This window comes from Sphingobium sp. B12D2B, from assembly GCF_025961775.1.
In the GTDB taxonomy this organism is placed as follows: Bacteria; Pseudomonadota; Alphaproteobacteria; order Sphingomonadales; family Sphingomonadaceae; genus Sphingobium.
In genome coordinates, this window is sequence record NZ_JAOQOH010000001.1 from 3,054,608 (window position 1) to 3,068,430 (window position 13,823).

The 13,823-nt window shown below is 64.4% G+C and carries 12 protein-coding genes; 6 read left to right on the forward strand and 6 right to left on the reverse strand.

What is annotated here, in order from left to right; genetic code table 11:
- Complete coding sequence (locus M2335_RS14450; protein WP_264576563.1) at positions 1 to 783, reverse strand: transglutaminase-like domain-containing protein; 783 nt, start codon at positions 781 to 783, stop codon at positions 1 to 3.
- A 139-nt stretch (positions 784 to 922) separates the two neighbouring features.
- Between M2335_RS14450 and M2335_RS14455 the strand changes: the two genes are divergently transcribed.
- Both M2335_RS14455 and M2335_RS14460 read left to right on the forward strand, forming a co-directional pair.
- Complete coding sequence (locus M2335_RS14455) at positions 923 to 2,500, forward strand: hypothetical protein (RefSeq protein WP_264595126.1); 1,578 nt, start codon at positions 923 to 925, stop codon at positions 2,498 to 2,500.
- Positions 2,501 to 2,925: 425 nt separating this feature from the next.
- Entirely contained in the window at positions 2,926 to 3,621 is a 696-nt protein-coding gene (locus tag M2335_RS14460; protein WP_264584266.1) for a PEPxxWA-CTERM sorting domain-containing protein, read from the forward strand.
- Positions 3,622 to 3,711: 90 nt separating this feature from the next.
- On the opposite strand, the gene M2335_RS14465 is transcribed toward M2335_RS14460, so the two are convergent.
- Complete coding sequence (locus M2335_RS14465) at positions 3,712 to 4,581, reverse strand: 3-hydroxybutyryl-CoA dehydrogenase (RefSeq protein ID WP_264595127.1); 870 nt, start codon at positions 4,579 to 4,581, stop codon at positions 3,712 to 3,714.
- 107 nt (positions 4,582 to 4,688) lie between these two features.
- Between M2335_RS14465 and M2335_RS14470 the strand changes: the two genes are divergently transcribed.
- Positions 4,689 to 5,819 (forward strand): DUF1176 domain-containing protein, encoded by a 1,131-nt coding sequence (locus M2335_RS14470; RefSeq protein WP_264595128.1) that lies wholly within the window; start codon positions 4,689 to 4,691, stop codon positions 5,817 to 5,819.
- A 19-nt stretch (positions 5,820 to 5,838) separates the two neighbouring features.
- Here M2335_RS14470 and M2335_RS14475 read toward each other — a convergent pair whose 3' ends face one another.
- The 4 genes from M2335_RS14475 to M2335_RS14490 all read right to left on the reverse strand — a co-directional run bounded on the left by M2335_RS14475 (position 5,839) and on the right by M2335_RS14490 (position 11,762).
- A complete protein-coding gene (locus M2335_RS14475) occupies positions 5,839 to 6,420 on the reverse strand; it encodes a MarR family winged helix-turn-helix transcriptional regulator (protein ID WP_264576568.1) in 582 nt (193 codons plus the stop codon).
- A 130-nt stretch (positions 6,421 to 6,550) separates the two neighbouring features.
- Positions 6,551 to 9,469 (reverse strand): TonB-dependent receptor domain-containing protein, encoded by a 2,919-nt coding sequence (locus M2335_RS14480; protein WP_264574435.1) that lies wholly within the window; start codon positions 9,467 to 9,469, stop codon positions 6,551 to 6,553.
- Positions 9,470 to 9,669: 200 nt separating this feature from the next.
- Positions 9,670 to 10,926: a gallate dioxygenase gene (locus tag M2335_RS14485; protein WP_264574434.1), complete on the reverse strand. Its 1,257-nt coding sequence runs from the start codon at positions 10,924 to 10,926 to the stop codon at positions 9,670 to 9,672.
- Between the two features lie 230 nt (positions 10,927 to 11,156).
- The gene (locus M2335_RS14490; protein ID WP_264574433.1) at positions 11,157 to 11,762 is read right to left on the reverse strand and encodes an SOS response-associated peptidase; all 606 of its coding nucleotides are present in this window, start codon (positions 11,760 to 11,762) and stop codon (positions 11,157 to 11,159) included.
- A gap of 81 nt (positions 11,763 to 11,843) precedes the next feature.
- On the opposite strand from M2335_RS14490, the gene M2335_RS14495 reads away from it, so the two are divergent.
- The 3 genes from M2335_RS14495 to M2335_RS14505 all read left to right on the forward strand — a co-directional run bounded on the left by M2335_RS14495 (position 11,844) and on the right by M2335_RS14505 (position 13,663).
- Positions 11,844 to 12,302 carry a cupin domain-containing protein gene (locus M2335_RS14495; RefSeq protein WP_264595129.1) on the forward strand — a complete coding sequence of 153 codons (459 nt, stop codon included), beginning with the start codon at positions 11,844 to 11,846 and terminating at the stop codon, positions 12,300 to 12,302.
- A gap of 78 nt (positions 12,303 to 12,380) precedes the next feature.
- Positions 12,381 to 12,797, forward strand: a complete 417-nt coding sequence (locus M2335_RS14500; protein WP_264595130.1) for a group II truncated hemoglobin — start codon at positions 12,381 to 12,383, stop codon at positions 12,795 to 12,797.
- Positions 12,798 to 13,006: 209 nt separating this feature from the next.
- Complete coding sequence (locus tag M2335_RS14505; protein WP_264586555.1) at positions 13,007 to 13,663, forward strand: flavin reductase family protein; 657 nt, start codon at positions 13,007 to 13,009, stop codon at positions 13,661 to 13,663.
- Positions 13,664 to 13,823 lie beyond the last annotated feature (160 nt).

Below are 13,823 nucleotides of genomic sequence, written 5' to 3' on the forward strand. Positions count from 1 at the left end.
TTATTGCTCGACCACCTCAACCTCGACCGTCTGACTGTTCATGATGACCGGGCCGAAGGAAGTCAGGAAGGCCACGTCGGCCGCATCCCGGCCGATGCCGATCTTGGCCATCTCCCCTTCCGTGGCCATGCCGGTCGCATCGACCAGATGCCAGCTGCCATCCAGGAAGACCTCGGCGACCGCGTGGAAATCCTGCGGGGTGACATTGGGCGCATAAACGCTGGCGAAGCGGGCGGGGATGCAGGAGGCGCGGGCGAGCGCGATCACCATATGCGCGAAATCGCGACACACGCCCTGCCGGCGCACGAAGGTCTGCAGCGCCGTCGTCTCCGGCGTGCTCACGCCGGGCAGATAATGGAAATGCCCGCTGACATAATCCCGGATCGCCGCGATGCGCTGTCCGCCCTGCAGATCGCCAAACGTCTCGCCGACAAAGCTGATGAACTGGCTGCCAGGGCAATAATGGGAATCGAGCAGATACTGCACGGCCTCGCCCGGCAGCATGTGCGGCGGCAGCGCTTCCAGCCCGCTCACATCGGCGAGCAGGCGGTGGATCTCCACCGTTGCATGATAATCCGCCTTCAGCTGCCCCTGCGCGCGCATCAGCACGCGCTCGCCGATATGATCGTGCGCGGCGACACGCGCGAAATGGTCGAGCACGCTCAGGTCCAGCCGGGCATCGGATACCGTCTGCTCGGGCAGGTGCGCCGCTTCGATATGGAGGATGAGATCGGTCGGCTGGGGCAGCGCATAATCGATCGCGGCATGGATACGCAGTTTCATCCCCGCGCAACGTGCGGGCGGCATATTGGTGGCGGGGGGCGCTCTAAAAAAGACATCGTGCATCGCGGACAGCCTCATTTCACCCTTGTCGTCCCTCGCGCGCCTGCCTAGCGTCCGGCAGCGGGGGAGATGAATAGCAATGCCGATCAAACTGTTAGCATGGGCCGCACTGTTCTTTGCGACCATGGCACGGCCTGCGCAGGCGGCTTGGCTGGAAGCCTCCAGCGAGAATTTCGTCATCTATGCCGATCAGAAGCCGGAGGAGATCAAGCAATTCTCCGACCAGCTCGAACGCTTCCACCACGCCATGGGCTATGTGCTCTCGGTTGAGATGGAGCCGCCCAGCCCGTCCAACCGCGTGACCGTCTATGTCGTGCGCAGCGACAAGGACGTGCGCAGGCTACAGGGCGGCGACAGCAAATATACCTACGCGTTCTATGTGCCGCGCGCGGGGGATGCCTTCGCCATCGTTCCCCGGGTGAAGACCAGCAACACCACGCTCGATATGCCGATGCTCGCGCTGCTGCACGAATATGCGCACCATTATCTGATCTCGACCAGCAGCTACGGCATGCCGCTCTGGTTCTCGGAAGGCGCCGCCGAGTTCTTCGCCTCTGCCCAATTCCGCAAGAACGGCAATGTCGGCTTGGGGATGCCCGCCAGGCACCGCGCCGGCGACCTGATGTACGGCGATGTCATCCCGGTCGCGCAAATCCTCAATTCGGGCCATTATCCGAAATCCGCCTCCCAGGGTGCCGCCTTCTATGGGCGGAGCTGGCTGCTTTATCATTACCTCACGTTCAGCAAGGAGCGTCCCGGGCAACTGGCGATCTATTTGCGCCTGCTGCGCAGTGGCAAAAGCCTCACGGAGGCGGCGACAGGCGCCTTTGGCGATCTCAACGCCCTGCAGCGGGATCTGGACAAATATCTGGGGCAGAGCCGGATGACCTATCTTGAGCTGCCTGCTGCCACGCTCAAGCCCGGCCCTGTCTCGGTCCGCGCGCTGAGTGAGGGCGAAGCGGCGGCCATGCCGCTGCGGATCGAGCTCAAGAACCGCCCCTCGCCTGAAGAACTGGAGACGCTAGTGGCGGACTTGCGTGCTCTCGCGCCGCGCTATCCGAACGATGCCGCGCTGCACGCCACGCTGGCCGAAGCCGAGCTGGAAGCGGGTCATGAGGATGCTGCCCTTGCCGCTGCCAACACCGCCCTCGCGCTCGATGACCGGCAGGTGAGCGCCTATCTGGCGAAAGGAAAGGCACTGTTCCGCAAGGCGGAATCCGCCCCGGACGCCAGCGCGGCCTATGCCGAAGCGCGACGCCCGTTCATCGAGCTCAACAGGTTCGAGAATAATCATCCCCTGCCCCTGCAATATTTCTACCGCAGCTTCCTTGAGCAGGGCCGGCGCCCGACCGAGAATGCGGTGGCCGGGCTGGAGCGCGCTGTGGTGCTGGCGCCGTTCGACCAGAATCTCCGTACGATGCTGGTGATGCAGCTGCTGCGGGACCAGCGCTATGATGACGCGCTGATCAACCTCGGTCCGCTGGCGTTCGATCCGCATGGCGGCCCCAGCGCGACGTGGGCACAGAGCCTGCGCGATCGCATCGAGGCGCATGACCGCAGCCAGCCGCTCGATGTGGACGCCCTGCTGCAGGACCTCGCAGCGGCGCAGGCCGAGGATGTCGGCGATGAGGGCGGCGAGAACATCAGGGGAAATTGAGCCCCCTCACCGTCACCCCGGGCTTGACCCGGGGTCCAGCTTTTCTTTCGCACGCATCGCCAAATACATTGCGGCTTTCCGTGTTCGGACGTTTCAAGCGGCACGCCTTCTTCGCAAGAAGGCCAGCTGGACCCCGGGTCAAGCCCGGGGTGACGATCGGGAAATGCGGCAGCGGCGCCGCCGCCCCTTCATTGTTTCCCGATTCGCAGCGTCACGCCACTCGCAAATGTAGCGTCTTATAAACGCTCATCGTAGTTAATGACCCCATTTGGATCATTAACTATTTCTCTTAAAACTTCTCCTCAGAATTTCCTGATTATTTTGCGATAATCGAAGTTAACGAGCGTCCAATCGTAGTTAATACCATTTTGTATCGAGAAGTATTCCTTCACACCGGCTTCAGGACTTTTGAAGGGAACATCGCCGTGAAGAAAACGCTTATCGCTCTCGCTGCCGGTGCAGCCGCTATCGCCTCCGCAACTGCCGCGAACGCGAGCACCTTCGTCATCAACAACCTCTCGACGCAGTATAGCAGCCCGAGCGGCGAGGTGAGCATTGGTTCGTCGTGGTGGAACACCACCTCCTACAGCGGCTCGTTCTCGCCCCAGAATATCTCCGGCACGTGGGACGGCAAGGCGGTCAGCTTCCTGGCTTACTGTCTCGAAGTCACCCAGGACTCGAGCACCGGCACGTTCAATGTCGTGTCGCTGAGCGATTATCTGGGCGGCTCTCTTTATAACGACGTCGCCGCGCTGGTGAGCAATTATGCCGGTGGCGACAAGACTCAGTCCGCTGCCCTGCAACTGGCGCTCTGGGAGACTCGTTACGAAACGAGCAACTCGAAGAATCTGGGCGCCGGTTACTTCGAGCTCGAATGGGCGAGCCAAGGCGAGTCCGCGCTGATCAACACCGCCAATTCCTACCTTGCCAACAAGGGCACGATTAACAGCAATCTGGATTTCTGGGTCGCGACCAACAGCAGCAAGCAGGACCTGCTGTTCTACACCGTCAAGCCCGCCGTGCCGGAGCCGGCCACCTGGGCGATGATGATCATCGGTTTCGCTGCGATCGGCCGCACGCTGCGCGCACGCCGCCCCAACATGGCGATCAGCTTCAGCTAAGCACAGCCTTTACGATGTGGGAGCGGGAGCCTCGTGTCTGCGGACACGGGGCTCCTTGCTGTGCGGCCAGCGCGCGCCCCGAAAGGCCTTTCACCGCGTCGGCACGGGCTCGTCGCCGGCGTAATCGTAGAAGCCCCTGCCCGTCTTGCGCCCCAGCCAGCCGGCTTCGACATATTTGACGAGCAGCGGCGCAGGCCGGAATTTGGGATCGCCCGTCGTGTCCTGCAGCACCTTGCAGATCTCCAGACAGGTATCGAGGCCAACGAAATCAGCCAGGGTCAGCGGACCCATGGGATGGTTGAGGCCCAGTTTGATCGCGCTATCGATGTCTCTCACGCTGGCAACGCCCTCGCCGAGTGCGAAGATCGCCTCGTTGAGCATCGGCAGCAGGATGCGGTTGACGATGAACCCCGGCGCATCGAACGCATGGACGACCTCCTTGCCCAGCGCCTGCGCATAGACCTCCACCGCCTGCACCGTCTCCGGCGAGGTGGCGAGGCCGCGAATGACCTCCACCAGCGCCATCACCGGCACGGGATTGAAGAAATGCACGCCGATGAACCGCGCCGGGTCGGGCGCCGCCTGCGCGAGCCGCGTGATCGGAATGGACGAGGTGTTGGTTGCAAGGATCGCATCCGGCGCCAGGACCGCGCCCACCTCCGCGAAGATGGCGCGCTTGATGTCCTCCCGCTCGGTCGCGGCCTCGATCACCAGATCGCACCGGGCGACCTCATCGAGCGCCACCACGGGCGTGATCCGTGCCAGCGCCGCCTGCGCATCCGCCTGCTCCAGCTTGCCATTCTCCACGGCGCGCGCGAGTCGCTTCTCGATCCCGGCCTTGCCCTTGTCCGCACGCGCGAGATCGATATCACGCAGCAGCACATCCATGCCGGCCTGAGCGCTCACCTGCGCAATGCCCGCGCCCATCTGGCCGGCGCCGATCACAGCGATTCTGCGCATATCTGTGTCCTTTCGATCCACTTGGCCCGGCTTGCTGACCACGGGCTGTCGCAACACATGCAGCTTGGCGCTACACCATTGGCTTCAACTGCATTATGACTCGCGGAATGACAAGGATTTCACGGCTTCTACGCATGGGCGCCCTGGCTCTCGCGGGCCTGGCAACGGTCGCGCCCGCTGCCCCGCCGCGCGGCGAGCAGACGTCGGGGTCTGTCCTCTCGACCGCGCCCGTTGTGGCAGAACCGGTGCTGGGTCGTCTGCGTGTTTTCGACAACTGGGCCGTGGGCTGCGACAATCGCCTATCCTGCAGTGCGGTATCGCTGAACCCGGAAGGGGTGGATACGCCCAACCGGCTGCTGGTCCTCATTCACCGCGATGGCGGCCCCGCAGGCGCCACCAGCCTGCGCGTGCTGCTGGCCGATCGGCTGCGCGACCGGGTCGATTTCATGATCGATGGCACGCGCCGCGTGCGGCAGAAGGTCGATGGCGACACGATTGCGCTGGATGGCCAGACCGCATTGGAGGTCGTGCGGTCCATGGGCTCCAGCTATGTGTTCGAGCTGTACGATCGCAACCGGACGGTCATCGGCGCCCCGTCGCTGCAAGGCGTCGCAGCGGCACTGCGCTACATGGATGAGCAGCAGGGCCGCATCGGCAGCCGCGGCGCGCTGGCCGCCATCGGTGATGGCCCGGCCGACATGGCGCGGCCGCTGCCGGCCGATCCCGTGCTGCCCAAGACGATCCCGCTCCTCGCCGAAACCGCGACGCCTGCGCTCACGCCGCAAGAGCAAGCCACGGCCCAGCGCCTGGCGCAGTGCGAGAGTGGGCTGGAGAGCAGTCGTCAGCCCGATCTCCATACACTCGATGCCGGGCATGTCCTGCTGCTGCTGCCCTGCGATGCGGGCGCATATAATGTGAGCGCCGTCCCACTGATCGCGAGCGGCGAGCCCGGCAACCGGACGATCGCCTTCGCCCCGTTCGATCATCTCCCCGGCTTCACCGGCGATGCCAGCGCCCCGCCGCTGATTATGAACGCCCGCTGGAATCCTTCGCGCGGTGAGCTTTCCAGCTTCGCCAAGGGACGTGGCCTTGGCGACTGCGGCACGGCGGAGACCTACCGCTGGGATGGCACCCGTTTCCGGCTGACGGAAGCCCGCTCCATGCCGGTCTGCCGGGGCGCCTGGGAATGGCCGGTGCTGTTCTCGCTGAAGGAAGAGGCCACAACGGGACGGCCGTAACCAGCCGCATGACCGCGCCTCAGCAGTAATCGTCCAGCCGGGCGTGGACCTGTTCCAGGACCTCCAGCGCAATGGCCAGCTTCTCAGGTGGAATGTCCCGCAGGATGTCCGCGCGCAAATCATTGGTGATCGCCATGATGTCTCGCGTGGCGGCCAGCCCTTTTTCGGTGATCCGGTTGTGGACGACCCGGCGGTCGACCTGGCTCTGCGCGCGTTCGATCAGGCCGTCGCGTTCCAGCGTGTTGAGCATATGGGCCATGGTCGGCCCTTCGACGCCGATCAGTTGGGCCAGTTCGCGCTGGGAGAGGTCGTCGCGGGCGCAGGCGAGCAGATACATCGTCTCCCACCGCGCCATGCTTTGCCCAACACTGCGGACCTTGTCATTGGCAAGCTTGCGCCAGCGCCGTGCCGCGACGACCAGCGCGCGCGTGGTCCGGAAAAAGGTGACGGTCCGCTCGTCGGGCTTGGCCCCGGCGTAGAAATTGGAGAGATGTCGCGTGGCATCCTCAATGGGAAAACCGCCAAATCGCGGAAGGCTGCGCGATGTCGCCGCGTCCTCTTCGCTGGTGGAACCCTGTGCGGACGGAGCCTTGTCGACCATCATTCTCCCTTACGTGCCGTTCCAGCAGACCTCCCGCACCTGCACCCGCTCCGTCAAGAGCGATCCGTCGGCCGGCCTGTGCGCCAAAGGGTGCCGTGCCGGACGAAACGCGCCCGGCACGGCAGGGGGATCAGAAGGACGTGCGGATGCCGGCCTTGTACATGCGCCCAACCGGGTTGAAGAGCACGTTGTTACCGCTGCCGTTCGCACCGGGGAAGTTCGGCGGATCGACATTGAACACATTGTCCACGCCGAAATAGACGCTCAACTTGTTATCGCCGCCGACCGGCACCTTCACCGTGCCCATCATGTCGACATAGGTGCGCGATGGCATGGCGTTGGTGCTGGAACTGCTGGAGGCCGTGATCACATAGCCGGGCTGCTCGGCGCCGATGAACGCCGCGTTGTAGAAGCCCTTGTTGATCCAGCGAACATGGGTGGAGAGCGAGAACAGCTCACCCAGGTCGAGGCCCACGGTCGCGTCAACCGTCCAGTCGGGGATGCCCGGAGGCGTACCGCCGCGCAGACCCGTCTGGCCGGCCCGTTCGACCGGCCCCACGGCGTCCACGGTCACCAGATCGATGACATGGCTGGCCATGACGGACAGGTTGACTGCGCTGGCCGCGCCGACCGGCTGGCGATAGTTCAGCTCCATGTCGATGCCGCGCGCGTTGAGCTGGTTGACGTTCTGAACCACGTCGCGAACATTGGTGATGACGCCATTGGCCGCACCACCATCGCGCGTGACCAGCGAGCAGCTCAGCGTATCGCCCTGCGAGCAGCGCGTCACGATGTTCTGCTGGCCGAGCGTGCTGATCGCATCCTTGATCTTGATGTCATAATAATCGACCGACGCCCGGAACCGCCCGAGCATCCCACCGCTTGGCTGCAAGACGATGCCAGCGGTGAACGTGTCCGCCTTTTCCGGCCGCAGATTGGGGTTGGAGCCCAGCGTGATCGGCACGACCGTCTGCTGACCGCCACGCGCCGGATCGTTGAGAATGCCGGACGCACTCGTGATCGGGCCGAACAGTTCCGAGACGTTGGGCGCGCGGATGTCGCGGGACTTGGTGACGCGGAAGCGGACCGCATCGACGGGCGCCCAGACGCCGCCCACCTTCCATGTGGTCACATTGACCGTGCTGCTCGGGAAGAAGTCGCTGGACCGCTTGTAGTGGGTCCGGCGGACGGCGCCGTTCAGGCTCAGTTCGCGGAAGAACGCCGTGTCGCGCAGGATCGGCACTTCGGCCTCACCATAAGCCTCGACCACCTGAATCTTGCCCGAGATGACCGATCCGTTGCCGGTGAAGAAGGCCAGCGCCTTGGAATTGGCATCGGCATCGCCGCTGACGCTGTCGCTGCGATATTCCGCGCCCACGGCGACGCCGAGCGGCCCGGCGGGCAGATCGAACAGCGAGCCGGTGACGTTGGCAGCGACGACATGCTGGGTGGTGATGTTGGTCTGGAAGGCATCGGCCGTGACATAGGCCTTGGCCGCCGCGAAGGTGGCGCCTTGGCCGGAGCCGAAGGGATTGAGGGCCACGCAGGCAGGGTCGTTATTGGTTGTGCTGGCATCGGCATTCACCCGGCACACCGGCGCCCCGCCGGGCCCGGCCACCGCGTCGAGCGCCTTGAGAATGCGCGAGGTGATCGTGCCACCCGTGATGTCGCTGCGGAACTCGTTGCGGCCGAACTGATAATAGATGTCCGCCGACCAGTTGGGCGAAATCTCATATTTGGCGGACGCGACGGCGCGATAGACATCGTTCTTCACGACCAGCTGGCCCGGGCCAATATCCTTGAAGCCCTTGCCCAGCGTGAAGCTGGTGAGGCCATTAGCATCCATGATGGTGCGCAGGTCCAGCGCGGGATTGCCGGAGGTCGGAATGAACGGGTTGTCGCGCTGGATGGTGATGGCCGTATTGCGATACGGCACCGCGCGGTGGCGCCCTTCGCCATGACCGTAGTTGAAGCCGAACTCCATCGTCAGGGCCGGCGTGGCTTCCCACGTGGCGAACGCCATGGCGTTATAGCGCTTGGTCGGCGAGACGATCGGGAAATCGAAATAGATGTTCTCGCCCGGCCCATCATTGGTGCCGCCAAGCTGATAGAGGTTGTTGGCCAGCGTGCCCTGCGTGGTGCGGAACGGCGTGCCGTCGGCGCGGAAGCCGATGCCGTCGATCGCGCGGAGAGCCGGGACGAGGCGGCCGGCATAAGCGGAGCTCGGCGGCGTGGTGATACCGTTATAGGGCGCCGTCCAGGGGTAGACGCCCGCCAGGATGTTGTTGGCGGGCAGGCTCGTCACGCCGGGATTGCGGCTGATGTTGATGAAGCCATTGGCGCACCAGTCGCGCGAGGGGCAGCTTTCCACACCCTCCGCCTTTTCATATTCGCCGCCCACGAGCAGATGCAGCGTCTCGCCGATCTGCCAACCGCCGGCCGCGCCGAACTGGGTGGTGAAATTGTCGCCATATTGCGAAAAGCCGACTTGGGCATTGGCCTTGTAGCCCGTGAACGCCTTGTCGATGAGCAGGTTGACGACGCCGGACACGGCGTCCGAACCATAGACGGCGGACGCGCCGCCCGTGACGACCTCGGCACGCTGGAGCATGATCGAGGGGATCATGTTGGTGTCGACTGTCGCCTGCGTGGTGGACGGCACGAAGCGCTTGCCGTCGACGAGGGTCAGCGTGCGCACCGCGCCCAGACCACGAAGATCGAGGATGCGACCGCCGACATAGCCGCCCGCCGCGCCCAGACCGGTCGAGGCCGGTGAGTTGGTCGCGCGGAAGGCAGGCAGTTCGTTCAGCGCATCGCCGAGATTGGTGATGCCGCGTGTTTCCAGTCGCTCAGCGCCCAGAACCGCCACGGGGGTCGGCCGGTCGAAACCGGAGGCGATGCGCGATCCGGTGACCACGATGGCCTCGTCGCTTGCATCTGCTCTATCGCTTTGGGGGGCGCTGTCCTGCGCGAAAGCAGGGAAAGCGAGGACGGTGGCGAGGGCCGCGAAACAGGCGTGCTGACGCAGCACGCGCGCAGATCTCTTCATTGCAAAGTCTCCCAGACAAATTATCGTTGTTAGGGAGCTATCTATTCATCAGATTCTGTTAGTTTGCAATCTACTTTGTCGCCGTCCGGGCGAAGGTCGATATGGTGTGGCGCAAATGCGGCAGGCTGTCAGATACCCCGTGAGAAAGGGCGGCAAACCAAGGTCCGCCGCCCTCTCACAAAGCATCCGCGGCGCGCCCCTTATTGTTTGCCGGCCACCGAATAGGTGATTGCGGCATTGCGGGTCTTCTGGAAATCGGGAACGCTCAGGCCCTTGAAGGCGGCATAAACGTCGATATTGCCGATGCCGAGCACCGCGGCCATTTTCTCCAGCATGAAGAAGATGACGCCGTAATGGATCATGCCGATCCAGTTGCGGCTGCGGATCAGCTCCTTCTCTTCCTCGCTCAAATCCGACTCGGCAAACAGCCCTTCCTGATCCTCGACAAACCGCTTGCGGAACTCCGGCTCGATCAGGCGGTGGAGGAAGTGGTTGATGCGGAAGCCCTTGACCGCGCGGTCAATGGTGAAAGGATAGGTCCCTTCGATCGCCTCGACGCCCGCCAGCTCGCGGGACGCGCGGGCACGCAGTTGCTCATCGGTCTCGGCCGGCGGCACCGGATCGCCCAAATCCTTGAACAGCATCGTCGCGATGGCCGTCATTGACGGGAGGAAGTAGCTCTGGTGCAGCTTCTCGACCTGTTCGGAGAGCGCGCCGCGCATCAGCAGCCACATCACCACCTCGGCGCCTTCCCAGCCGCCGAGCTTGGCGAGATCGGTCACCGTCGCGTCGAGCAGTGATTCGGGATCGTTGGTGAGCTTCTCCATGAACTCCATGTCCCAGGCGGTGTTGTTGAACCCGCAGCGCTCGCCATGGACCTGATGGGAAAGCCCGCCCGTGCCCGCGATCGCGACCTTGATGTCCCTGGGATAGCTCTGGATCGCGCGGCGCAGCGAGCGGCCGAACTTCCAGAAGCGGCGCGCCTTGGGGATCGGATGCTGAAGCACGCCGCACTGCAGCGGCACAAGGCGGCAGGGCCAGCCATTCTCGTGAGGCAGCAGGACCGAAAGCGGCGAGAAGGCGCCATGGTCCAGCCCCATGCCCTGCCAATAGGCCAGATCGAACTCGTCAGCGACCATGCACTCGGCGATGTGCTTGGCAAGGTCCGGATCGCCCTTGATCGCGGGCAGATCGCGCTTGCCGCCGCCTTCGTCCGCCGGCTCATACGCCTCGCCAATGCCCAGCGCGAAATGCGAGTAATGGGTGAAGAAGGAGGTCATGTGGTCGTTGTAGACATACAGGATCACATCGGGCTTCTCGTCCGCCAGCCATTGCTTGACCGGCTCGAATCCCTCGAAGATCGGCGCCCAGACGGGATCGGTCTGCTTGTTCGCATCCTTGGCGAACGCGATGGTCGGCGTGTGCGAAACGGCGAAACCGCCGATGATCCTGGCCATGGGCCTCTCCTCTTGTCTCTGCGGCGCAAGCACGGACTCGTCGCCGGTGGCGCATAGTGTAGGTTGCACCCTATTTGTACGCAACACAAACGAAGTAGCCGAAGGGCGGCATTGGCGAGCGTCCCGACCTCCTCTCTCGTCATTCCCGCGAACGCGGGAATCCAGGGGCGCATGGGCAGTTCCGCTGGCTTCTGGATTCCCGCGTTCGCGGGAATGACGAAGGGGACTGTCTAGCGCGGCCCCGCCTCATCCATCGTCATCGCCTGCGAGGGATAAGGCGCAACCAGCCGCTGCGCCTCTTTCCAGTCCGCGCGCAGCCAGCGGCCATGATCTTCAGCGTGGAGGATCACCGGCATGGTGCGCGGGTTGACCGAGGCGACCAGCCGGTTCGGCTCGCAGGTCAGCAGCGCAAAACTCGCCACCTCGCTGTCCCGCCAGATGCCCGCGAACGCGAAGATCGCCGCATCCGGCAGCGAGAAACGATGCGCGACGCGCTTGCCGGTGCGTGGATTAGGCGCCTGCGACCAGAGCTGAAAGCTGGTAACCGGCACCAGGCAGCGGAACTCCGTATGCCGCAGCGTGCCGACCCAGAACGGACTCTCGACATTGCGCACATGCGCGACCGGCGCGCCGCCCGTCAGAGCCGCGGCCGGCGGCGGCGGCACGCCCCATAGCCGCGGCACCAGCCGGCGCACGCCATCGCGCCCATGCACGATCACCGGCCCATAGCGCCCCGGCGTCATATAGCCTCCCGGCCACGGGTCCTCACCGGCATCCGCATGGAGCGCCGCGCCGATCTGCGCGGCACTGGCATCGAGGCGATAGAGGGACGTCATGGTCGCGCCCCACCCTTCCTGGCGCGGGACCGCGCGGTCAAGCTCTTGCGCGGTGCATCGTGATCGGGCGACAAAGACCGCATGACCGACCCAACAGCCCGCGCCCTCATCGACCGCCTCGCTCTCCAGCCGCATCCGGAAGGCGGATGGTATCGCGAGACCTGGCGGGCTGAGGCCATGCCCGGCGAACGCGCCGGGGCGACGGCGATCTATTTCCTGCTCGAGGCTGGTCAGCGCTCTCACTGGCACAAGGTGGATGCGAGCGAGACCTGGCTCTGGCACGCCGGCCACGCGCTCAGCCTCTCCACCGCGCCGGGCGACGAAGGCCCGGTGACAGCCCTGCGCCTCGGTGGCGATGTGCTGGCGGGCGAGATCCCCCAGCATGTCATCGCCCCGTACCACTGGCAGGCCGCCGAGGCCGACCGAGGCTGGGCACTTGTCTCCTGCATCGTCACGCCGGGTTTCGACTTTGCCGGTTTCACGCTCGCACCGCCCGGCTGGGCCCCGGGTTGCGCACCAGGCGATCCCTCCCCGGCTTGATCCAGCGCAAGGCGGCGCGGCGCCGGCCCTGACATGCAAGCCTCATGATGAGGAGCCCTGCGCCATGAGCCATGCCGAATGACCCAATCGACCACCGCCGAAGCATCCCCACCCGATCCCGCGCCGCTACCCTATGACGAGATCGGCGGCACGCCGGCCGTGCGCGCGCTGGTCGAGCGATTCTACGATCTCATGGAGCAGGACCCGCGCTTTGCCGAATTGCGCGCGATTCACGCGCCCGATCTCGCGCCGATGCGGGAATCGCTGACCGGATTCCTCACCGCCTGGCTCGGCGGCCCACGCGACTGGTTCACGCAAAAGCCCGGCGCCTGCATCATGTCCGCGCATCGCCAGATCGGCTTTGGCGATGTGGAAAGCCGGCAATGGACGCAAGCGATGGCGCAGGCGCTGATCGACACCGGCGTAGAGGAAGCGCTGGCTGAAAAAATGAACGCCGCCTTCGCCCGCATGGGCAGGGCGATGCAGGGGGATTAGACCGGTTGGCTTAGGGCCGTCCTGCATCGTTTCCGCTATCGGCCCGCCTCGGAAAACCGCGTGGCGGCCGAACTGTCGTGAATGCGGTCTTCAATCACACCCCCCGAAAATATCTTAGACGGAAGCGCAGACACGTCTTATAGGCCTAGCGAGTCAGAAACCGGAAATAATTCCGGCATAGTGAAGCTTGCCAAGGGACCAGCGTCATCATGAGAGAATTTCACTCCTACCGCCCGGCCGAGGGCCATCGCCTCAAGCATCAGCCGGCCAACGCGATCGTCGCGCCCCGCCCGATCGGCTGGATCAGCACGGTCAGCACCGAGGGAGTCGCCAACCTCGCCCCGTTCAGCCTGTTCAACATTGCCAGCTATCGCCCACTGATCATCGGCTTCTCTTCGGGCGGAGAGAAGGACAGCGTCCGCAATGCGCGGGAAACCGGTGAGTTCGTCTGGAACCTCGTTGGCCGCGACGTTACAGACGTGATGATCCTGACGGGGGACGAGGTGGGGCCCGAGGTCGACGAGTTCGAGATGGCGGGGATCGAGAAGATCGCCTCGATCGATGTCGCGCCGCCGCGCGTGGCGGCGAGTCCTGCCCAGTTCGAATGCAAGGTGACGGAGATCGTCCACCTCAAGGATCTGGATGGCGTCCCCAGCGATTTCCGGGTGGTGTTCGGCCAGGTCGTGCACGTGCACATCAATCAGGACTGCATCCTCGACGGCATCTATCAGACCACCCATGCCGTGCCGGTGTCGCGCGGGGGCGGCCCGGCCGATTATTATGAGACGCGCGCCGATGCCCTGGTCCAAAAATGGCGGCGCGGCCCCGTCACGCCCGTCGACCGCAAGCGAGAGTTTTCCAAGTGATCTGACGGCTCAAAATGTCTGACCCGCCCCCCCCGAGTCTCGACACGGACGATATGGGCGACGACATTTGAAGCGGCCGCCAGAGGTGATACGGCGGGACTGTCGGCTTTGACCGTCAGCGGCCAGGTCTTTTGGATTTGCAGGGCGATAGGCTGGTATT

Excerpts from the sequence above, each read along its gene's own strand:
- M2335_RS14450 (WP_264576563.1), bottom strand. The coding sequence starts at position 783 with ATGAAACTGCGTATCCATGCCGCGATCGATTATGCGCTGCCCCAGCCG.
- M2335_RS14455 (WP_264595126.1), top strand. The coding sequence starts at position 923 with ATGCCGATCAAACTGTTAGCATGGGCCGCACTGTTCTTTGCGACCATG.
- M2335_RS14465 (WP_264595127.1), bottom strand. The coding sequence starts at position 4,581 with ATGCGCAGAATCGCTGTGATCGGCGCCGGCCAGATGGGCGCGGGCATT.
- M2335_RS14470 (WP_264595128.1), top strand. The coding sequence starts at position 4,689 with ATGACAAGGATTTCACGGCTTCTACGCATGGGCGCCCTGGCTCTCGCG.
- M2335_RS14475 (WP_264576568.1), bottom strand. The coding sequence starts at position 6,420 with ATGGTCGACAAGGCTCCGTCCGCACAGGGTTCCACCAGCGAAGAGGAC.
- M2335_RS14480 (WP_264574435.1), bottom strand. The coding sequence starts at position 9,469 with ATGAAGAGATCTGCGCGCGTGCTGCGTCAGCACGCCTGTTTCGCGGCC.
- M2335_RS14485 (WP_264574434.1), bottom strand. The coding sequence starts at position 10,926 with ATGGCCAGGATCATCGGCGGTTTCGCCGTTTCGCACACGCCGACCATC.
- M2335_RS14490 (WP_264574433.1), bottom strand. The coding sequence starts at position 11,762 with ATGACGTCCCTCTATCGCCTCGATGCCAGTGCCGCGCAGATCGGCGCG.
- M2335_RS14495 (WP_264595129.1), top strand. The coding sequence starts at position 11,844 with ATGACCGACCCAACAGCCCGCGCCCTCATCGACCGCCTCGCTCTCCAG.
- M2335_RS14500 (WP_264595130.1), top strand. The coding sequence starts at position 12,381 with ATGACCCAATCGACCACCGCCGAAGCATCCCCACCCGATCCCGCGCCG.
- M2335_RS14505 (WP_264586555.1), top strand. The coding sequence starts at position 13,007 with ATGAGAGAATTTCACTCCTACCGCCCGGCCGAGGGCCATCGCCTCAAG.